We start from the raw sequence: 21,323 nt of genomic DNA, 5'->3' as shown, positions 1-21,323 counted from the left end.
ATAAGCACAGTATCAGTTTTGTATATTTGCATGGACACAGTTAACAATATGAGCAAAGAATTTTTATATACAGAAATTGCAGACGGCATTGCCGGGCAAATTAAAAATGGGATATTGAAAGCGGGAGACAAACTTCCATCCGTAAGAATGCTATGTCAGGAACACCGGGTAAGCATGAATACTGCAAAACGGGTTTTTCTGGAGCTTGAATCCCAATCCCTGATTGAGTCTAAACCCCAATCAGGGTACTTTGTAAGCCAATTTCTGTCCGTTAACCTTCCCTTACCTGAAATAAGCCGGCCATCTCTGATCGCCAATAATGATGAACCAGATGAACTTATCAGTAAGGTTTACGAGAATATGGGGCGGAAAGACTTTACCTTTTTTTCGATCGGTATTCCGTCCGGTGACCTTCTTCCGCAGGCTAAGCTGAAAAAAGAAATAGTTCAGGCTATCCGGGAACTGAAAGAAGGGGGCACAGAGTACGAAGAACTCCAGGGAAATCTCAAATTAAGGAGAATGATTGCCATACGTTCTTTACAATGGGGAGGTAACCTCCATGAAAACGATCTCGTTACAACCAATGGTGGGATGAATGCACTGTCTTTCTGTCTGATGGCTTTAGGCCAACCAGGTGATACCATCGCTATAGAAAGCCCTTGTTATCCCGGAATCCTGCAATTAGCCAACGGATTGGGACTCAAAGTACTTGAGCTTCCTACCCATCCTACTACCGGAATTGAAATTGAAGCTTTAAAAAAAGTAATTCCTAAGATCAATCTATGCCTGCTGATTCCCAACTTTAATTCTCCTTTAGGCAGTTGTATGCCTGACGAAAATAAAAAGGAAGTGGTGAAAATTCTTTCTGAAAATAACATCCCGTTAATTGAAGATGATGTCTATGGTGATCTTTATTTTGGAGCTTCCCGTCCCAGATGTTGTAAATCTTTTGACACAGACGGAAATGTTTTATATTGCAGCTCTATTTCAAAAACACTGGCTCCTGGCTATCGGGTTGGATGGATTGCTCCCGGAAAATATAAAGATAAAATCTTAAAACTTAAACTGCTGCATTCCACATCTTCAATCTCCATCGTGAATGAAGCTGTGGCTAATTTTAAGAAATCCGGAAAATATGAAAAGCACCTTCAAAAGCTTCGCAGAACACTCCAAAGCAATTATCAGAATTATGTACAGACCATTGCAGAATCATTTCCTGAAGGAACCAGGACAAGTCGCCCACAGGGAGGGCTTTCCCTTTGGGTGGAATTCGATAGGAAAATCCGGACGACTGAGCTTTATGATCTGGCCATTAAGCAAAACATCAGTATCGCCCCGGGAAGGATGTTTACCTTTCAGGAACAGTTTGAAAATTGCATGAGGCTTTGTATCGGCCTTCCCTGGTCGGAAGATACTCAGGCTAAACTCAGACAAGTAGGAACGCTTGCTAAAAAAATAAGTATTTAAATTTCTTTTCTGCAGAAGGAAAAAAAGCCGGAGGCCGGCAATTACAAAACTGCAGAAAATACTTGTATTTATTTTCCGGAAATGTCATTTACGGGAGTAACTGCTATAAGCTGCCGGCAGGAAATCCAGTTTGTTTCTGCTGAGTCTGATTGATTTTACTTTTTATCCGGAACGAAATTTTTTCTTGCCAGCTCTTTTCTTACCCTGCTTAAACTTTCAGGAGTGATGCCCAGATAAGAGGCAATCATCCATTGAGGAACTCTTAACAACAAATCCGGATACATTTTGATGAATTTCATATATCTTTCTTCTGCCGTTTCTCCCAGTAAAGAATTGATCCTGTTTTGTAAACTCCTGATGTGTTTCTGAAGCAGGAAATCACTTCTTTCAATACTGTTAGGGAACTGTTCTACCAGTTTATTGAAGAAATCGGGATGTAAGAATAATATTTCAGAATCTTCAACAGCTTCTATATAATAGATGGATTTCTCATTAAAATAAAGACTGCTGCGGTCAGAAATCAGCCAGCTTTCCGGTGCAAACTGAATGATATGTTCCTTTCCGTTCTTGTCAATGGAATACATTTTTAAAAGCCCTTTCTCTACAAAAAATATATGCCTGCAGATTTCTCCATACTGGAGAAGAAACTGGTTTTTAGGAATTTTCTTCGCTTCGTAATGGAGGCTGCATGTATTTACATTTTGAATAGGAACGTTTAAAACTTTGGCTAAATAATTATTAATATTCTTCATTATACAATCTGGCTTAAAGAAATATCCTGGTGCGAGGCGCTGTTCACGGGCTTTCCGTTTTCAATAACGATCAATTGCGGACTTTCATGTCTGATGTCCAGATCTGCAGAAATTTTATTGGAAATAGACCTGTAAGCCAATAAATCCAAATAATACAATTCTACTTTCTGATTTGAGCTTTCTACTTCCCGTTCAAAATTTTTCAGTACTGTCCTGCTGATAAAACAGCTGGTGGAATGTTTAAATATTGCTATTTTATGATGGTAGGAACGCTCAATGACTTTTTCCAGATCTTCTTCAGATTCTATCTTTTTCCAGAAAGATTTTTGATCAGGGGATTCATTTTTTCCACCGAATATTTTATCAAAAAAACTCATACACTAAATTGTTTTAAATGATGATCAAGATGTTTATATTCTAAAAAATCCCAGTCTTTTTCAGTCATACTTCCGAATAATCTGTGACGGTCCGGCAGTTTTGAAGCTTCACACGCTTTCCGGAATTCTTCCAGGGTATTCAGCAGATTGGTTTTTGATTCATCAAAATCACACTCAAAATTAACAATTAGTTTTTGAAAAGTAGGCATGTTTCTGGGAATTCCGTTATTAAAAACATACATTTCTATCTTAGTGGTTGCCCCTATTATCCTAAAAAGAAGATTAATCCGGGGTAATTCAACTTTTTGCAATGCGATCTGAAGGACCAGATCACAATGTTTCAGCATTTGGCAGACATTCATTTGCCCCCATTTCGCTTTGGAATCCTGAGACAACCTGGAAATTCTGTCTTTAATTTCCTCAAAGTAGATAACGTTGCTTAATCTCTTCCTTACCAACCTTTGTCTTTCTTCAGATTTTCAATATGTGCAAAATGATGGTTACAATGCCATACATACAAGGCAAGATTATCCCTCAAATTATAATTCCTGTTATGCTCGGGATGATGAAAAGTACGCTCAAACTGCTTATTGGTAAGACTTTTAAGAAGTACTGTCCACCTTTGATGAGTCCCTTTTATCATTCTCATGGCGGGCTTTATTGGCATATGAATGCTGTCCTGCAGCTCTGCCCATTTGGCTTCATCATAAGGCTTAATGGTCGGATTGTCTTCCGTAAGGGCTAATTTAAAGCGGATAAAACTATTCATATGGCTGTCTGCAATATGATTGATAACTTGTCTTACAGTCCATCCCCCTTCTCTGTAAGGCGTATCCAGCTGGTCATCTGTAAGGTTTTCAATGAGATTCTTTAGTTTACCCGGAAAGTCTTTTATCACTTTAATATAGGCATCCAAAGTGGTATCGCAAATATTTTCCGGTACTTCAAACGGACCTATAGGAAATTTTTTTTTCTCTAAATTACTCATTGTTCAGGTTTTAATTTTTTTTAATATGGCCGATTTGTCCGAAAATTAAGATTTGGACAAATTTTTGTGTATTTGTTTTGTAAATTTATCAAAAATTCGAGAAATCTAAATATGAAAAAAGCGTTAATAATAGTCGATGTACAGAACGATTTTTGTGAAGGAGGGGCACTTGCCGTACCGGGAGCCAATGAAATCATCCCTTACATTAATCTCCTGATGGAAGAAAATGAATATGACCAGATCGTTCTGACTCAGGACTGGCACCCCGCGGGACATAAGAGCTTTGCAAGCAGTAATGGCAGGAATGTGGGGGAAAGTATCATCCTCAATGGTATTCCGCAGTTTATGTGGCCGGATCATTGTATTCAGGGAACTTTTGGTGCAGAATTCCACAAAGACCTTAACCGTGATAAAGTGACCCATATTATACAAAAAGGTAAGAATATCGAAATCGACAGCTATAGCGGCTTTCAGGATAACAACCACTTTATGAAAACAGGATTGGATGATTTCTTGAAATATCATGATATCCAATTGTTGGAAATTGTAGGATTGGCAATGGATTATTGTGTTAAATTTACCTGCCTGGATGCCGTAGCAAACGGTTATGTAACTTGCCTTCATTTTAACGGAACCCGCGCGGTGAATGTAAAACCGGACAATGGCAGAGATGCCATCTATGAAATGATCGAAAAGGGAGTAACTATCCTTGGATAATAAACTCTTTGTTTTAACCAACATCCGGCATTTTGAATGCCGTGATAAACAGCAGTTTCAGACTTATCCACAATAAAATGTGGATAACTTGTGAATTTTAACATTTAATTCATACTTCATATTAAAAATATTAGTACATTTACTATGTAATACAATTGAAGTGGAAACATTTTTTGCTTTTTTCAATCGTAAAACTGCAATTAAATTTGAAATAAAAATTTAAGCACAGCATTGTCGGCTGTGCTTTTTATTGTTGTCTAATTAAAAAAAATGAGATGTTTATCTACTGGATCCGCTCCTAAAGAGCGGATTCTTTTTGGATCAGTGCAAAAGTTGGAGGCATAATAAATTGGGTCTGAATATAAAAAATTCTGTTCATTATTGATTAGCGTCAAAATTATTGAGATCGTTTTTCACGCAAAGTTTAAAAAAAATAATGTTCTATTTCAAGTAGGCAAATAAGGCAGCCTAGCTGCTGACTAAGCGCATGCAAAGTCTTCGCTTCATCAGAAGCGATTAAAAATCGATTCATTTCTTAGCTTACTTAAATAAGAGTAATCAAAAAGAAATACGTGAATTTTAAAAATTAAATAGATCTAAATATTATAAGACCACAACTTTTGTGCATGATCCACTACTTTACTTTATCTTTTAAAGGTCTGATAACTCCTATTGACTGAAAAAAATGCTGATTATTTTAAAAGAATTTGTATTTTTGATGCCTCCAAAGGCCTCATAGTTCAATGGATAGAACAAAAGTTTCCTAAACTTTAGATCCAGGTTCGATTCCTGGTGGGGCTACATATCGCCTTTATTTAAGCGGATTTTGAAGGAATACCCCCGAAAATTACAACAATAACAAAAGGAGCTATTAAAGCTCTTTCTTCTTTTTTGGAAGGAATTTTAAAAATCTGATCAATGAAGACAAAATTAGTTTTTTAACAGCTTTTACCGCTACTCTCCTTTACTCATGCTGTGACTCTGGTCGAGATAATGAGTTAAATAAAGAAGGAGTTGAAAAAATTAATATAGTATTGATATATTACAAAAAATCTATCTCAGCTATGAGACAGATTTTGTTTGTAGTATTAATTGATATTATTTTATCTTCGAAGAATGATTTTTTGAGAATAGTTTTTTCTTCCCTTTGTTTTCACATTAAGGATATAAACTCCCCCTGATAATGTAGCGGGTAATTCAAATGTTTTGTATCGGAATTTTGAATGGTATACTTCTTTCCCAAAAGTATCAATAACAGAAATTTCCGAATCATTAAATTCAATATTTCCGGCAAGTGTGATGAGTCCTGAAGTTGGGTTCGGGGAAAGTTTTAATTTTTCTTCTACTAAATCTGTGTTATTATTATTAACGCCTGAGATCGGGTAATATTTTCTAGGAATCTGTGGTTTATTATAGGATAGAAATAATTGCTCTGCTTCCGTCGCCGAAAGAGCACGGTCATATATAAGAAGTTCATCCATACTAAAGTCTGGGCTTGCAGGAGGTAGTGTAATTGATAAATTTCCAGTTATATTGTAATTAGGGTTATGAATTTCTAAAATGTCTGTTGTTATACATGATGCTTCATTAAGTTTAGCGTAACCATTTTTATACAAGCATAGTTTTGCTTCGTTATTAGGGCGATCTTCTGAGTAAGTTATTGTAAAATGATTATTTTGACCAGTTTGGAATTCTTCAGTAATTCTACCATCAGCTGCAAATACTGAAAAAGTACCCTCTTCATTAGCTATTAAAATTCCATAGGCTTCTATTGAAAGAGGTAGAATGGGAAGTCGTGCCCAAAATGAAATTGTTTTGGAATGATTTATAAAATTTTCATTCGATGCTGTATTATAAGTGCCCCGATTATGCAAAACTGTACGGAGGGCCTTATCGCATATAGCATCAGGCTCAAGTATAATAAATGAATTGTCAGTAGGGATAAGGTGTAGTCCTCCTATTGCGTCTTCAATATTATTATTAAATGGATAATGATGGATTGGATTAAACGGCGGAGGATCACAACTAAATAAACTTGGGGAGGTATGATAGATATAGAAAACTTTAAGTTCCTGATCGATATCATTCAGTGATTCCATACTGATTTTGACTTTGTCAAATGATTTGGTAGGTGTGAATTCTATTATTCCTTCATTAGGATTCAAACCTATGGAAAGCATATTCTGCGAAACGTATTTTTTGTCCACATTGGAAACTTCGCCTTTCATTGTTTCGATGCTTATTTTTTTTAAGAGTTCAGGGGTAAGAACGGGCTGATCTGTGCCAATGCCAATAACAACTTTTGTTAAAAAATTATTAACAGGAAATAAGAAACTTAATGTTTGTTCGACAGTTCCCAGTTGCCCTCTCCCAATTCTCAATACGGAACAGTTGACTTCGTCGTTTCCTACTGCAAAATTGGGATTAACTACTCCATTGCCTGTAACAGGATCAAATTTAGTTGAGGTCTGAAAATTCGCATATGCTTTGGAATCCTGCACTTGATATGCATAGTATATTCTTAGCTGATCATTTAATGCAAGAAGCCCTCCATGAAGAGTTATTTTAATACGATCATATGGCTTAGAGTTTGTTAGCTCAATCGTTCCTTCTGTTGGGTTTGCCCCTAATTTAATCAAGCTATTGTTTAACATTCTGTAATCATCGTTAGTGGTATTTCCATTAAAAGTTTCTATAGAAATTGAGCCCAATACATTGGCTGATAGTGCTACTCCTCCAGTGCCAATACCAATGGCGACCTTGGAATAATCAGCTTTTGAATTTGGAAATATTACAGATTGCTCTATTCTAGCAAATAATCCTAACGGAACCTGAAGAGAGGAAAAATCAGCTTCATTAGAGCCAACAGCATTTTCGGGATTCAAGACGTTACAAGCCGCACATACTCCATTGATTTGGAAATTTTGGGCGCTTGCATAAATTCTAGTTTGTGCAAAAAACATCGAGTTTGTTAAAAATAAGAATACACTCAGTATTTTTATCTTTATCAGTAAGGAACGTTCAAATAAATTTATTTTCATAATGTAGTGATTTAAAACATTGTTTAAATCTAACAAAAATATAAATACTATATGTTATTAATTTGTTTTTAATACAAGGTTTCATTTGTTATTTTACTAATTATTATTGATTAACATTATGAACTTTCGAAATTGTGTAATGCGTACTGGAAATAGTTGTTCTAATACCACGTAAAACAATATCAGATATGACTTGCTCGCCAACCTTGAGAAATACCGGTCCTAAACGCAAGTTTATTATAAGAATATATTGGTAAATTTTAACTATTAACTAATTGTGATTATTATCGTTACAAGTTATATAAATATTTTTTTATCACCATTATATGAAAGTGCAATTTGTATTTTTTTATTATGTAAAATAGAGCTTTCTTGTTGGTTTTTAACTGTTTTTCTTTCAATAAATTGAACTGAACATATTCAATCTTCTTTCTATCTTCAATAAAGTATCTGGCTGCAATATGATTCAAATAATAAAAATACTAACCAGTAAACACTAATTTTGTAATACAGACGTAATATACACTGGTAAGAAACACTAAACCATCACAAAAAAATTATATTATGAATAATGAACAAACAATATCAGTACTGAATGATTTGCTTCAGATCACCAATGACAGGATAAAAGGATTTGAAAAAGTTGAAGGAAAAGTATGGGAAATGTATCCTGATATAAAAGATGAATATGACCGCATGATTTCCCAATCGAAAGTCATGAAAAACGAACTGATCAACCTTATTACAGAAAAAAATGGCGTTCCTCAGGATTCCCCTTCCATTGCAGGAGCAATCCACAGAACATGGATTGACATTAAAAATTCATTTACTGTAGGTAACCTGGAAAACTCAACATTAGAAAATGTGGTATTTGGTGAAAAAGCTGCTATAGAAGCTTATCAAAATGCCCTGGATACCGGAGAACTTTGCGAAAAGAGCACAAAAATTGTTGGTGAACAATTACGAAACCTGAAAGATTCTTATCGTCAATTCAAAAAAATTGAAGAATATAAAAAAGAATAATTCTTTCAGCCTATAATTTTAATAAGTAAGCATCTCTTTTCAGAGGTGCTTATTTTGTGTAGCCAGAATACTGTATTTGATGGCTGTTTATGCAGATTCTGTTTTGATTTATGATTGAATCATAAAAGTTTAAAAGAATACAATTTATGATTGGGACCCAAGATATATTCTTGTATCCTGCATAATCTCCATCTGATGAACTTAAAGCAGATTTCAGCTCTCGTCCCTGGTATTCTTGACTAAACTTATTCCTGCGAAAAAGAAAAGCAAACCAATAACCCCCACTACAATAAGAGTTGTATTAGCGACTCCTTTATTAATCAGGCCATTGCCAACATATAACAGACCACCGATTCCCAAAATGGTCAAAACTGTACCAAATATTCGTTTCACATTCATAACAAAAGTATTTAAGGTTCTTTTAATAACTATTTTAATTTCTTACTCCCCAGGCTCCTGAGCAAATTTTTGAATTACTTTTTTGAGATCTATTCCTTTACCGAGAACGGGTTTAAAAATATCTCCTTCACTATTCATCCGCTCCATAGCATTCAGGATATGAAAATCACTGATTTTTAATCCAGATTTTACCTCATCCCAATGCAATGGCATTGATACGGTGGCCCCAGGCTTTGGACGTACGGAATAGGCTGCTGCAATAGTCGCATGAGGCCGGTTCTGTAAAAAATCCAGATACATTTTTCCCTTCCGGTCCTTAATGGTCCGTTCGATGCTGGTATATTTGGGGAGCTCATTATGTACAAGTGTTACAATTACTCTTGCAAACTCCTTGGATTGTTCATAAGTATATTTATTAGCCAGGGGAATATAGATATGCAGGCCTGTAGAACCGCTTGTTTTACAATAGCTCGGCACGCCCATATCATCAAGGATATTCTTGGTCACCTGAGCAGCTTCAATAACCTGATCAAATGAATTTTTATCGGGGTCCAGGTCTATAATACAGAATGTCGGATAATCTGGTTTCTTAATAGTACTATTCCATGGATTCATTTCTATACAGCCCAGATTAGCCATATACAGCAAAGTTGCTTCATCCTTTCCTACAAGGTAATGCCGGTCTTTATTGTCGGTATCACTATGATACAGATAGGTAGAAGCCCAGTCGGGAGCTGTGTCGGTAACATTTTTAAAATAAAAGCCTTCCCCTTCAATCCCATTAGGAAACCGGTTCATGCTTTGGGGCCGTTCTTTCAGATAGGGCAAAATAAAAGGGGCTGCCTGGTAATAATAATTGATCAGATCTCTTTTAGTGATCCCTTCTTTAGGCCAGAAAACCTTATCAAGATTTGTGAATTTCAGCTCATGACGGTTTATCTTCCGGACCTGGCTTTTATCCTTGGGATTAAGAAGTGTTTTCCGGCCTGTTTTTTCACGTGGCAAAATAATAGATTGCCCATCATTCTCCTTAACCGCTTCTTCAGTGGCTGTTTCTTCTTCCATCACAACTTTCTTTGCACTTTTATCATCCCTCATACCGTCAAAAGATGGATGTCGCATAACTCCATCATTTGTCAGTTCCGTAAAACTCACCTCACACACAAGCTCCGGCCGTAACCATGTGACTGTTGCATGAGGTGGATCCGGGCGGAAACGGGAAGGCTTGTTCACATCCGGTTCTTCTGCAAAAGGGGTTTTCTTAGTAATGAGTGGCTTAAACAGTTCCATCATTTCGTGCTGGGTCTTTTTATTAAATCCCGTACCTACTTTTCCCGTATAAATAAATTTCTTTCCTTCATACACCCCTACGAGGATACTGCTGAAAAGTTTACTGGAATCATCATTTAAGGTATAACCTCCAATGACGACTTCCTGCCTTTTATTAGCTTTGATCTTTAGCCAGTCACGGGAACGACTGTGTGTATGATAAACGCTGTCTTTTTTCTTGGCCATAATCCCTTCCAACCCAAGTTTTTTTGCTTCTTCCAAAAAAGTGATACCGGAAGTTTCAAAATGTTCGCTGGGAAGAATTTTTGTGCTTTCGGGAAGTACTGCCCGGAGAATTGCTTTGCGTTCCAGCAAAGAAAGATCTTTCAGATCTTTACCTTTATACCAGAGAATATCAAATACATAGTAAACAAGGTCGCCATCAGCTTCCGATCTCCAGTTCTGCAGAGAGCCGAAGTTCGCAGTTCCCGCTTCACCCAGCACTACTATTTCACCATCTAGAATTGCATCCAGACCGAACTTCTTGAGTTCATCGTAAACCGGATAAAATTTATCATTGAAGCTTTTGTCATTGCGCGATTTTATTTCGACCTTTCCTTTGTTCATTAACGCAACAGCGCGGTATCCGTCCCATTTCACCTCATATACCCATTCCTCATCATCAAAGGGTTTATCAACTAAAGTGGCAAGCATAGGTTCTACATGGGTATAGAATTTCTGCCCGGGAGCTTTCTTTAACAATGGCTCAATGTGTGCCGCTTCTTCTTTCTGCTGTGTGGGAACCGCTTCAAGCTGGTCATTAATAATTTCGGATGCTTCTTTTTTGGAATTTTGTTTGCCTTTATCTGCAGAATTTTTTTTGATGCTTTCTTTACCGTACACTTTGTCCGGCTCCTCTTCCATTTGGGCAATGGTCTTACCTGAAATAACGGACTGATCTTTTTCAGTAATATCTTTCCTGCTTGCGTACTCATCGTTAAGCTTCATCAGGAGCCAGCCGTTATCGCCCCGGCCATGAGCTTTTACCAATGCGAACTCCCCTTTCAGTTTTTTACCGTGAAGTGTAAACCTGAGCTTCCCGGAATACAGCTGGTGCAAAAGTTCTTTTTCCTGCTTTTTACGATCAGTTTTTTCGGAATCTGCAGGTTCATAGGTTCCTTCATCCCACACAATCACAGTTCCACCGCCATATTGCCCTTTGGGAATGATTCCTTCAAAATTACGGTAGTCATAGGGATGGTCTTCTACCATCATTGCAAGGCGTTTTACTTCAGGATCCAGCGATGGTCCTTTTGGAACAGCCCAGCTTTTCAAAACACCGTCCATTTCAAGGCGGAAATCATAATGCAGATGCGAAGCATCATGTTTTTGTATAACAAACCTGAGTTCACCACCGTCTGATTTTCCACCAAAAGGTTCGGGTGTATTCTTCATCGAGCGTTTCTGCCGGTATTTAGATAAGCCCATAGCAATATTCTTTAAAGTTGAACGAATTGTTGAATGCCAGTATTGTTATTTTCCGTGACGGTTTTTCAGGTATTTTTCCAGGACCTTTCTATCATTGGAGCCTGTAGCACGGATTGCTCCCGTTACTGCCTGGGATGATAGGTTCATTTTTTCCTTAAAATACTGAATTTCGTAATTTTCCGATCCGCTTACCTTATTTCTGTCGGACTTACCTTTTTTAGATTTATTGTCTGCCATGATCTGGTGTTTTTAAGGATTAATATTTTGGTGATTAAAAAAATTGCAAAAATTGAGCCGTTCAGTGAAAAATATTCAATTAACCTACATCATATAATCTCCAAATATCAAATTTTTCCATACTAAAAATCATCAGGTTCTTACGTTTCTATATGCAGTAACAATGCCTGCCGACCGGCAATATTGTCCGGTATATGATTGCTTTAGCGATTCTTCCCGGAGTTTGCAACAATATCCATAGCTACAATGGATACATCATTATTGAACTGGTGCCCCCCCCATCAGTATTTCCCGGAAGCTGGCCCAGGGAACTTCTTTTTTATAACGGGCAAAATGCTCATAAGGAACTACATCGTCATCTTTACACTGATAGAAAAAAATAGGAATATCCTGAGAAAGCTGTGATGCAAAATTCTTTTTGAGCTTTAACGGCTGAACCCAGTCCCGGTCTCCACTCCAAAATGGTGGAGCAATGAGAAAAATTCCGGTAATATTTACAGGAACCCGCCATTCCGATAAGTATTTTAATATCATAGAGCCACCCAGAGAATGTCCCACCAATATTATTTCTCCATGAATTTTTGAGATTTCACTGTCTATTTGTGCAAGCCATTCCCCAGCCAGTTTTTCTTCTTCTATAGCTCGCATTACGGGATACAACACTTCATACTCTCCTCCCAGGTTTTTTTGCAAAGAAAGCTGCAGTTTCTGGTCGGTTTCGTAACCATTGTCACCACCTCCGTGAATGAATAATACCTGTTTCTTCATTTTTCACAAATTACTATTGACATAAAGGTACACAGAATAATCTTTTGATAAATTTTAATACAATTTATGGTAAAACAACCGCTCTTTCTAAAATATTTTCAGACAATAGTAATTTTAATACACCGAAAAGTGATAAAATTATACACTCTATTAAATAAATTTTTTGAGATGAAATACAAATACCTATTTTTGTATAAAACTTATTTAACCATGAAAATAAAACTAATACCATTAGCCATTTTAACTTCGTTTTTTTCATTTGCGCAATCCTGGAATCTAACCGGAAATGTAGGAACAGATGCCTCTTCAAATTTTCTGGGAACCTCAGACGCCAAAGATTTGGTGTTAAAAACCAATAATATAGAGAGGATTCGTTTAAATGCGGCCGGAAATATAGGTATTGCAGGAGCTCCTAAAGACGGAATAGCTTTAAGAGTGTCAGGAAGAACACAAGTTTCGACAGATATTTTATCTGATACCTTCTATGTAGGAAATGAGGGTGTCAATCATCCAAGTGGGAACTCTCTTGTTTTTCTGAGATTTACCCAGTACCAGCAAAACAATCCCGGAATTCTTGACGTAGCAGGCTGGCCAACCCCTGCCGCTTATGGGTGGATCATGTCATTAAGAGCCAATGGAAAACTTTTTTTGGGAACTAATCCTGAGGTAGTCTGTGGAGATTGTGCAGAGTTCCGGATGTTTGTAAAAGATGGAATCAGAACAGAAAAAGTAAAAGTTGACGTAGCAGCAGCCAATGGCTGGGCAGATTATGTCTTCAAAAAAGATTATCAACTTCGTTCCTTGGAGGAGGTAGAAAAACACATTGCCGAAAAAGGACACCTACCCAATATCCCTTCTGCAAAGGAAGTGGAGAAAGACGGAATAAATCTGGGAGAAATGGATGCTAAACTTTTGGAAAAAATTGAAGAATTAACCCTTTACTCAATCCAGCAGAATAAAGATATTCAACAACTTAAGAAAGAAAATGAAGCTTTAAGATCCCAGTCTGAAGAGATCAAAGAACTCAAAGCATTAGTAAAGCAGTTACTGCCTGCAAAGAAATAAATATACGCTTATTGTAAGAGTATTTATACGATCAACAAATAATTGAAAGTGGGACTATGATCTATAGCCCCACTTTCTTATTATCCTGTTTTTTTATGTTTTACTAAAATATAAACAAGCAAGATTATCCAAATACAAAATAGCAAATAATGCAAGTAATTTATATATTCAAAAACGGTAATATTATAATTATAAATCAAAAAAATAAGCAATAATAAAGATAATATTACAACACTTACAAGAATAATCTTTAAAGGTAAATTTATACCGTTATCATTCCCTTTATTTCTTTTCTTCTGTTGATATAATATAAAAAAGGTAATTAACGCTAAAAGTGTTTGAATGTAAATTATACTTGATTCCATTTATTACTTTTTACATCTAACCGCTTGAGCTACAGTTGCTGCATAGTAACCAGCAGTACTTACAGCACCAATTGCTGCTCCAACACCTGTTGGTGAAATTATTGCTGTTGCAGCTGCTGAAAGAGCTGTATCTACAACTCCTGCTGCAACACCCCATCCACAACCTTTTGGATTAATTACTGAAACCAAAGCCCCAAATATTAATCTGGTTCCCGGTGATACCGTTGAATTATAAAGTTCTGCCTCATTCGCGATTGCTGCCTGAAGTTCTTCTCTGTCAATTTTTGAAATCAAACTCCGGTTATTGTAAATAACAGTAAATAGTTCTACTGTCGCATCTTTATCAATACCAAAATAATTTTGGAATACTTCACCCATTTCTGCAAATGTTACATATTCAGATGTAAATACACCACCTTTTTCAAGGTCATCCTTAAATCTCTGCTCATTGGTTTCAATTATATAATCATCAAGCATAATTTTTGAAGAAGCCAGAACAATTTCTTTAGCAAGATTTTCGACTTCCTGATTATAAAGCTTGTTTGAAGAATTTAGATGGTTCTCTACATTTACTTTTTGCACTAAATCTTCTTCACCATTAGTATTTGTGCATGAATTCATCGTAAGTGAAACTACACAAATACTGAATAGAATTTTTTTCATGTTAATTATTAGTTTTTAATTTAACTTAATGAATCATAAGTTTATACACATTAGATTCTTCTAGGTGTGCTTGCAAGTATAATTATATTTTGTACAGCATGAAAAAATATACTTAAACTTTAACATTTTTCCAAAAATAATAAATATTATTCAGCTAATCAAAATATTCATAGTATTTTATTCTAATTTCAGCTGTATATATTAAGTAAGTGACAAAATTTGTTACTTTAAATAAATTCCATTAATAAACTTGACGGAAAAAAATTATCTTTACCGGCAAATGATTTAAAATTCCGACCATGAACAAAAAAATCGTAAGTATTACCCATACAACGGGAAAATACACTTTGGATATCAAAGATGGCCAGCTTAAAGAGATTCAGGAACAGCTTGACAGGTGTTTAAATAATGAACAAGCCGCAATCGTTGTTAAAGGTGAAAAGGGAGAGCAGTTTATTTATCCCTCCGATTTACTCAAAAACAGCTTTATCGCAATATTGGACAAACCCGAAACTCACACATTTTAAAATAAGCCCCGATTTGAGGGTTTTATTCTATTTTATAATTCTGAATATTGTATGATATTGCTCTTTAAAAAGAAGGCTACTCTATTACTGCCTGCTATCTTTCTGATCAGTTAATAATATCTCCTTTACTGTTTTCCAGTTTATCACGAAATCTCTGAAGTTCTTCGGGATCCGGTTTTACCCAATCTGTTACTTCTCCTATAATCTTCAGAGGGTTTTCGGACCGGTACGAACGGGTCGGGTTTCCAGGGAACTTTTTGTCTGTCAGATTAGGGTCATTTTCAAAGTTTCCTGTGGGTTCTACGATATATACACGCTCCCGGCCTTCTCCTTTTGCCAGGGCTGCAGCCAGACCCGCTCCATTTACTAAGGCGGTAAAATAAATATGATTCATTTTGAATTCAGATTTATAATTGGACAGGCCACCTGCAGTCAGCACATCACCTATCTGTAAATCGGCTTTTGTACCGTGGTAAAAAGGACCCTTATCTGAGGGATTGTCCTTATACAACCGGGCCAATTCAAGATTCTCCCTGGATTTTACAGGATCTGACAATTTTTCATAGCATTCGGCAATTCGGCTATAGAGAGCGGGAAAAGCGCTTTTAACTGTATCATCATTGAGTTTTATAGCATGGCTTAATGCTGTTTCCAGCCATTTTAAAGTATCAGCAGTTGTCCTCTGATGACGGGCCATATAATAAGCGGCAAGGAACTTTTCATGATCATTATCTGCTTCCTTCCAACCTTGCATAAAAAAACGGACTGCTTCTTCAGGTTTTCCCTGTTCCTCTGCACTCATCCCCTGAATACAAAGTTTAACTACTTTATTGAATGGTGAAAATTCCATAGTATTACTTTTTTATAAGTCTGTAATTATTGGCTTTATCTTTTTCTAAAGTATAACCGTTTGCAAGATCAAGAGTCCAGCCATCTCCGGTTATTTTCTTTCCTTCTGTGCGTACAGGGTTCGTTATTGAAACCTTATCCCAATCAGGGCTCATCAGGGCTCCCTTTTCCACATTCAGTATTCCCCATGAATCCGTAAGTTTCATATTCGGATATACCGTTCCTTTATTTTCTATCGGAATGATATTTCTGGGATCAAAGGAGACGTTCATCTTTTCAAACTTTATTTCAAAATGGGGCTGTTCGATGAATTTAAATTTATAATCAGCAATAATCTTTTTAATCTTTTCATGCCTTTGCGTTTCTTCCTGAGAGATTATCATTCCATTATATTGATTCATATTATCTTTAACGGCTTTTTCTATGTCAACAGGAATGCTGATCTGAAATGCATTGATGAAATAACGGGTCAAATTGGTTGTATTGGTTATCTTTTTATTCCAGTTTTTATCCCGGTTATACAACAGGTAGCCATATACAGGGATGGTATGGTAAGCAAATGAACGGACAAATGTCGGGTTGGTAAAAAAACGGTTGATTCCGTCTGCCAGGTAAGCGGCAGTTTGTTTTTTATTTCTGTTGCTGATCATTACTCCCGTAAATTCTGCCATTCCCTCATTAAGTTCCAGGTCATTTTCGCTGGTATCAGAACCTTTATAAAGAATATACCTGTATTTTCTGAAGACCAGGGCATTGATAAGATGTTGTCTTATTTCTTTTTCAGAAGAAGATAAAACTGCTTTTTTTAATGCTTCCAGCTCCAGGCGGAGATACGTTCTCCCATCCATTTGATCAAGATGATTATTATCAGGATTATTCAGAGCGAATCCGAGTGAGGGTTGGGCACTGTGAAACAGCTCATGGGCCAGGAGATTAATCCGGTCCTTCTTATGGGCTGGAAGCGGAAGCATAACCATGGCCCACCTTTTCCCATTCCAGTTGATAGATGTATTGGCTATATTAACCTTATCCGGCAAAATTCCTGTATACATGTTCTGGTCAGGCTGTAAACTTCCTATAGAATCTGGTTCATTGGCAAAAACCTTTCTGGTTTGGGGTTCTACAAAAAGTAGTGCATTATATAAATCTTTATTCCAAAGATTGCTCTTCTCCCTGGTTGCCTTTTTAATTTCGTTGAAAAAAACACGAATACTGTCATTGGAAATATGTCTTTGCTGTGCGGCTGTATTCTGGTTCAACAGGAAAAGTATAATCCCTAAAATGATCTGCTTCATTATTATGCATTTACTTGTTAAAGTTATCCAATAAAATTAAGGTATGAGATAATTTTTTATATTAAAAAGTGTAATACTCTTATAAATCAAATATATAATAAAAACCAATATCTGGCAGCATCATTCACCCGCTTTTATCCATAAAAACAGCTCTTTATTTGTAAAGATCGGACACAAGGTTGTATCTTTACCCTGGAAAACAGAAAGAAGTATGGAACAACCACTTGAACTACCTGTTACTTATAAAGGTGAAGAACTTATTTTTAACGGGCGGCTTGCCACATTCTCTTATGGATATAAGCTCTATGTCGACATCTATGGCAACGAAGTGGTTTTTGAAAGGGATGATGAAGGAAATCTACGGGCTATCGTATCGGATGCCTCAGCTAATCCACCTGTAGAAAAAGGGCTTATTGAGGCTATTATCGAGCTATTCAATGAGCTTCAGGTTTTATAATATTCCTTTATTTTTAACAACAGTTCCTTCAAGTCTGTAAGCCTTAAGGCTTTTCCTTTTATGCCTTTAAAAAATTGATTGATATAGCTTTCGTCGGCAAATCAGAATTCATCGGCAATCTCATGAATACGCCTGTCACTGAAGCAAAACCTGGAATATACGAATATCGGCATTGGATGAAATATTCCCCGGACTTAATAAGCCTGAGATACACCTGATTCCCCTCCTCTTCCCGGCCTATCTGGGATGCAAAATAACCTTATGAAGTGCAATAAAGCTTCAAAAGAAGATTTTTATTACACTTGTATTCTGGAACATATGATTTATATTTATTGGTCGAAAGATACTGGTCATAGATGTCTTTAATGAAGTAGAACAACAATGGCCCAAAGAATTGAAGCACCTTTAACAATAACAGGCATGTAAAAAATCTTAACCATGAAAAATATTTGGCTTTTATTTCTGATAATCATCACTGAAGAACTGCATTCGCAACAGTCAGAGATTAATCGTTTCAGTGCCGGATTAGATTCTATACGGGCTCAATTGAAAATACCCGGTATGGCAGTAGCTGTAAAACAGGGAAATGCAATTATATTAGAACGGGGATTAGGATTTTCGGATGTAGAAAAAAGAATTCCCGTGACCCCGAAAACTACTTTCAGAGTAGCTTCAGTAACAAAAACGTTCACCTCTACTCTTGTCATGAGATTGATAGAACAAGGCAAACTGAATCTTGACAATCCGGTACATCAATATGGTATTTTCCCTGATAATATTTCCATAACTGTAAGGCAGCTGCTTACTCACACTTCTGAAGGTATTCCCGGGACTTACTTTCATTATAACGGGTATCGTTACGGACTTCTGGGTCCCATCCTTGAAAAAGTATCCGGAAAACCATTTTACCAGCTGCTTATGGAGGAAATTCTTATCCCTTTACAAATGAATTCTTCGGCTCCTTCCATTGCATTGGATCAATTTTATGAATACAGAAACATAAAACCTTCTGTCCGTCCTTTTTTTGATAACACTTTTACGCAGCTTGCGAAACCTTACGAACTAACCTCTGACGGAAAAATCAAACGTATCGAATACCTTAATGAGTTTGGAGCATTTGGAGGGCTAGCAACGAGTGTACAAGATTTACTCAAATATTCAGAAGCTATAGATAATCATTTGTTAATTCCGGAAAAAGCACAGAAACAAATTTTTACTCCTCATCACATCAGTAATGGCTCTGTTACTCCATATGGATTGGGGTGGTTTGTGCAGTATTATAAAGGGTACATTATTATTGGCATTATGGACAGACCCAAGGCGAATCAGCTTTATTTGTAAAAGTCCCCTCTTTACAGCTTACATTAGTTGTTCTGTGTAATACCGATAAGCTCAGTCAGCCATTTCCATTGGCTGATGGTGATTTATTCATGTCCCCTGTAGCCAGTTTATTTTATCATCACTTTATAGATAAAACCGGTATAAAGGATCAGGAAATGAGCAACAAAGAGCCGATCATAAAGTCAACAATGGCTAATATCCAGGGAGATACCATTAGAGCGCAACAATTTTACAATGAATACAAAAGATATAATAAGCTTAAAAAGTTATGGTTCCCACGTGAAAAGATAATCGCTGGTATTCAGAATGTAGGAATTGATAAACACCTTACACAATCTTTTGTTATTGCTCAACCTACTTCAGTTAAAATCTATGGTGTAGGAGAAAATTGCTCATGGAACGGCAGTTCATGGTGTGATTATGGGTGGATTGAGGACCAAGCTGGAAATGTAATCTGGCAAATGCAAAATCAATCTTCACTACATGCAGGAGGGGCTATAAAAAATCAAAAGGTCAGTCATGAAATTACTCTTCTGCCTGGCTCATATTCCCTTCACTATAAATCGGATTCAGGGCACGCTTATAATCATTGGGACTCATTCCCTCCCGAAGATTTTTTCTGGGGAATCATTGTGCTGAAGAATCACTAATAATCATCGATAAGTTATTCATATACTATATAATTACTTTATCTACATCCGTATTTCTGGATTTTCATGATAGACCATAACAGTACCAAGGAATAAGACCACTACAAATAGAAGGCGGTCAAATAAAATGAAGTAATTACAAACTAAATAAAAACGGCTTCAAATGATATTGAAGCCGGAAATAAAAACGCTGGCAGTTTTTTTAAAATAATAAACATTCATTGAATAGCAAAACATTTCGCCAGCTCCTTTAAAGTATGCTATTCCTCTTTTTGAAAACTTCAAAAACCACAAATCAGTGAGGAATAGTTACGATAAACTGAAAGTTTCTCTATGAAATTAAATTCAAAATTTGATTTCTTCTATTTTTTGATAATTTTCCTGGATACGGATTGTCCGTTCCTTAGCTCTCCCTGAAGGATGTAAACTCCTTTCGGCAATTTTGAAAGATCTATATAATCAGACATTCCTGATGCCACCGCTTTACCATCCAAAGAAGTAACGGATATCTTTTTAATTTCATCTTTTGATCTTATTTTTATAAAATCAGAAGCTGGATTCGGGTATACTGAAAATTCAGCTTTTTTGCTATCCAGATCAATGGCAGATAAAGCTCCTGATTCAGGATAAGATACACTTTTCGTCACATTGGTGGTTCCGTTAAGAACAAAAGAATTGATAGCAAAGCTGAATACAATGCCTGCACTTTGGCTAATCCAGATATAAGCTTCGTTAGTATAGGTGAAAGGAGGTAATCCAGGAACCGTTTGTATCCCTGTTCTCATTTTTTTCACCCTGATCACATTTGAAAATGTTCCTGCCGGAGTTGTAATCGTTCCGTAGGCATCCACATTATTCACCACCTGTCCCGATTCAGATGAGCTTCCAATACCTCCTGAAACAGTGTTAAACTGGTAGTTATCTGTAAATTGCTGTAAATAGGTAACTGGAAATTTAAAATCAATCAACGGATCAGTGTAGGTGATGGTAACATCACCAAAACTTGGTCCGGCATAAGATCCAAGCATGATCGCTTCCGCATCACTCATGGAAGTAAAATCATAGACATCGGAAAGTGTTGGCTTGGTAATTCTGTTGGCTCCCGGAAACCTGAAACAGTTGCTTTGCCCGGGACATTCATTAGTAACAGTGGAATTTACATTAGGAACAATATAAGCCGAAAAATCCCATGATACATTTGCCCCTGCGGATCCTTGTGTAGCGGTAAGCGGTACATCTCCGGCCTTAAAAGTTCTTGTAACATTGATCTGATCCAAAGCAGATCTTGTTATCGAAGGCTGTGCATAGCCTATTATACCGATAACGATACACAAAATAGAGTTTAGTTTTTTCATATTGCTTTATTTAATTGAAATGGAGTTATTTTTATCAAATTTATTTTTAGTTTTAAAGGCTTACAATCCTAGAAAAAAAGTATTTTTATCTACCTGAAATCAGGTATTGTTTATTAGAGATTAAATCAGTATTTTCCTTTAATAAAAATACAGGGCATTTCTGAACCAGGTTTCAAAACAGATATTCTTCATTCCCTTCATTCAGATGTTTTTTGTAAGTTTGCCTCTAT

At 36.4% G+C, this 21,323-nt stretch carries 20 protein-coding genes and 1 tRNA gene; 9 read left to right on the top strand and 12 right to left on the bottom strand.

Going from position 1 to position 21,323, the window contains the following annotated elements:
- Positions 1-48: 48 nt before the first annotated feature.
- Positions 49-1,467: an aminotransferase-like domain-containing protein gene (locus tag OK18_RS17090; RefSeq protein WP_053328794.1), complete on the top strand. Its 1,419-nt coding sequence runs from the start codon at positions 49-51 to the stop codon at positions 1,465-1,467.
- Positions 1,468-1,622: 155 nt separating this feature from the next.
- Here OK18_RS17090 and OK18_RS17085 read toward each other — a convergent pair whose 3' ends face one another.
- From OK18_RS17085 to OK18_RS17070, 4 genes are read right to left on the bottom strand one after another with little or no spacing between them, the layout of a single operon-like run.
- The gene (locus OK18_RS17085) at positions 1,623-2,219 is read right to left on the bottom strand and encodes a Crp/Fnr family transcriptional regulator (RefSeq protein WP_050021077.1); all 597 of its coding nucleotides are present in this window, start codon (positions 2,217-2,219) and stop codon (positions 1,623-1,625) included.
- Positions 2,219-2,596, bottom strand: a complete 378-nt coding sequence (ytxJ, locus tag OK18_RS17080; RefSeq protein ID WP_053328793.1) for a bacillithiol system redox-active protein YtxJ — start codon at positions 2,594-2,596, stop codon at positions 2,219-2,221. The genes OK18_RS17085 and ytxJ overlap by 1 nt, the downstream gene beginning before the upstream one ends.
- A complete protein-coding gene (locus OK18_RS17075) occupies positions 2,593-3,054 on the bottom strand; it encodes a DUF1569 domain-containing protein (RefSeq protein ID WP_228377641.1) in 462 nt (153 codons plus the stop codon). Before OK18_RS17075 ends, ytxJ begins: the two co-directional genes overlap by 4 nt.
- On the bottom strand, positions 3,048-3,584 hold the full coding sequence (locus tag OK18_RS17070; RefSeq protein ID WP_053328792.1) for a YfiT family bacillithiol transferase: 537 nt from the start codon (positions 3,582-3,584) through the stop codon (positions 3,048-3,050). Before OK18_RS17070 ends, OK18_RS17075 begins: the two co-directional genes overlap by 7 nt.
- Before the next feature lie 111 nt (positions 3,585-3,695).
- Between OK18_RS17070 and pncA the strand changes: the two genes are divergently transcribed.
- Complete coding sequence (gene pncA / locus OK18_RS17065; protein ID WP_050021080.1) at positions 3,696-4,301, top strand: bifunctional nicotinamidase/pyrazinamidase; 606 nt, start codon at positions 3,696-3,698, stop codon at positions 4,299-4,301.
- Positions 4,302-5,030: 729 nt separating this feature from the next.
- Positions 5,031-5,102 (top strand) — tRNA-Arg (locus OK18_RS17060).
- A 302-nt stretch (positions 5,103-5,404) separates the two neighbouring features.
- Here the strand turns inward: OK18_RS17060 and OK18_RS17055 are convergent.
- Positions 5,405-7,342: a T9SS type A sorting domain-containing protein gene (locus OK18_RS17055; RefSeq protein ID WP_053328791.1), complete on the bottom strand. Its 1,938-nt coding sequence runs from the start codon at positions 7,340-7,342 to the stop codon at positions 5,405-5,407.
- A 564-nt stretch (positions 7,343-7,906) separates the two neighbouring features.
- On the opposite strand from OK18_RS17055, the gene OK18_RS17050 reads away from it, so the two are divergent.
- Positions 7,907-8,365, top strand: a complete 459-nt coding sequence (locus OK18_RS17050; protein WP_053328790.1) for a PA2169 family four-helix-bundle protein — start codon at positions 7,907-7,909, stop codon at positions 8,363-8,365.
- A 441-nt stretch (positions 8,366-8,806) separates the two neighbouring features.
- On the opposite strand, the gene ligD is transcribed toward OK18_RS17050, so the two are convergent.
- The 3 genes from ligD to OK18_RS17030 all read right to left on the bottom strand — a co-directional run bounded on the left by ligD (position 8,807) and on the right by OK18_RS17030 (position 12,526).
- The gene (gene ligD / locus OK18_RS17040; RefSeq protein ID WP_053328789.1) at positions 8,807-11,521 is read right to left on the bottom strand and encodes a DNA ligase D; all 2,715 of its coding nucleotides are present in this window, start codon (positions 11,519-11,521) and stop codon (positions 8,807-8,809) included.
- Positions 11,522-11,566: 45 nt separating this feature from the next.
- Entirely contained in the window at positions 11,567-11,758 is a 192-nt protein-coding gene (locus OK18_RS17035; RefSeq protein WP_053328788.1) for a DUF3606 domain-containing protein, read from the bottom strand.
- A gap of 258 nt (positions 11,759-12,016) precedes the next feature.
- Complete coding sequence (locus OK18_RS17030) at positions 12,017-12,526, bottom strand: alpha/beta fold hydrolase (protein ID WP_228377640.1); 510 nt, start codon at positions 12,524-12,526, stop codon at positions 12,017-12,019.
- 210 nt (positions 12,527-12,736) lie between these two features.
- Here OK18_RS17030 and OK18_RS17025 point away from each other — a divergent pair, with 210 nt between their 5' ends.
- Positions 12,737-13,591: a hypothetical protein gene (locus tag OK18_RS17025; protein WP_053328787.1), complete on the top strand. Its 855-nt coding sequence runs from the start codon at positions 12,737-12,739 to the stop codon at positions 13,589-13,591.
- Between the two features lie 368 nt (positions 13,592-13,959).
- On the opposite strand, the gene OK18_RS17020 is transcribed toward OK18_RS17025, so the two are convergent.
- Entirely contained in the window at positions 13,960-14,619 is a 660-nt protein-coding gene (locus OK18_RS17020) for a hypothetical protein (protein ID WP_156173319.1), read from the bottom strand.
- Between the two features lie 299 nt (positions 14,620-14,918).
- On the opposite strand from OK18_RS17020, the gene OK18_RS17015 reads away from it, so the two are divergent.
- The gene (locus tag OK18_RS17015; protein WP_053328785.1) at positions 14,919-15,146 is read left to right on the top strand and encodes a hypothetical protein; all 228 of its coding nucleotides are present in this window, start codon (positions 14,919-14,921) and stop codon (positions 15,144-15,146) included.
- 106 nt (positions 15,147-15,252) lie between these two features.
- Here OK18_RS17015 and arr read toward each other — a convergent pair whose 3' ends face one another.
- Together arr and OK18_RS17005 are read right to left on the bottom strand one after the other, a co-directional pair.
- On the bottom strand, positions 15,253-15,657 hold the full coding sequence (arr, locus tag OK18_RS21905) for an NAD(+)--rifampin ADP-ribosyltransferase (protein WP_394331974.1): 405 nt from the start codon (positions 15,655-15,657) through the stop codon (positions 15,253-15,255).
- Between the two features lie 343 nt (positions 15,658-16,000).
- Positions 16,001-17,290, bottom strand: coding sequence for a hypothetical protein (locus OK18_RS17005; protein ID WP_053328783.1), 1,290 nt, complete (start codon positions 17,288-17,290; stop codon positions 16,001-16,003).
- Positions 17,291-17,501: 211 nt separating this feature from the next.
- Between OK18_RS17005 and OK18_RS17000 the strand changes: the two genes are divergently transcribed.
- The 3 genes from OK18_RS17000 (at position 17,502) to OK18_RS16990 (ending at position 19,738) form a co-directional block, all read left to right on the top strand.
- Positions 17,502-17,747: a hypothetical protein gene (locus OK18_RS17000; RefSeq protein WP_053328782.1), complete on the top strand. Its 246-nt coding sequence runs from the start codon at positions 17,502-17,504 to the stop codon at positions 17,745-17,747.
- Between the two features lie 438 nt (positions 17,748-18,185).
- Positions 18,186-19,088: a serine hydrolase domain-containing protein gene (locus OK18_RS16995; protein WP_053328781.1), complete on the top strand. Its 903-nt coding sequence runs from the start codon at positions 18,186-18,188 to the stop codon at positions 19,086-19,088.
- Positions 19,089-19,243: 155 nt separating this feature from the next.
- On the top strand, positions 19,244-19,738 hold the full coding sequence (locus tag OK18_RS16990; RefSeq protein ID WP_156173318.1) for a hypothetical protein: 495 nt from the start codon (positions 19,244-19,246) through the stop codon (positions 19,736-19,738).
- Positions 19,739-20,100: 362 nt separating this feature from the next.
- On the opposite strand, the gene OK18_RS16985 is transcribed toward OK18_RS16990, so the two are convergent.
- Complete coding sequence (locus tag OK18_RS16985) at positions 20,101-21,093, bottom strand: T9SS type A sorting domain-containing protein (protein WP_053328779.1); 993 nt, start codon at positions 21,091-21,093, stop codon at positions 20,101-20,103.
- Between the last annotated feature and the right edge of the window lie 230 nt (positions 21,094-21,323).

Origin of the sequence: Chryseobacterium gallinarum (assembly GCF_001021975.1) — a bacterium.
GTDB lineage: Bacteria > Bacteroidota > Bacteroidia > Flavobacteriales > Weeksellaceae > Chryseobacterium > Chryseobacterium gallinarum.
Note: the sequence above shows the minus strand (reverse complement) of the source record. Positions and strands in the feature narration are given on the sequence as shown.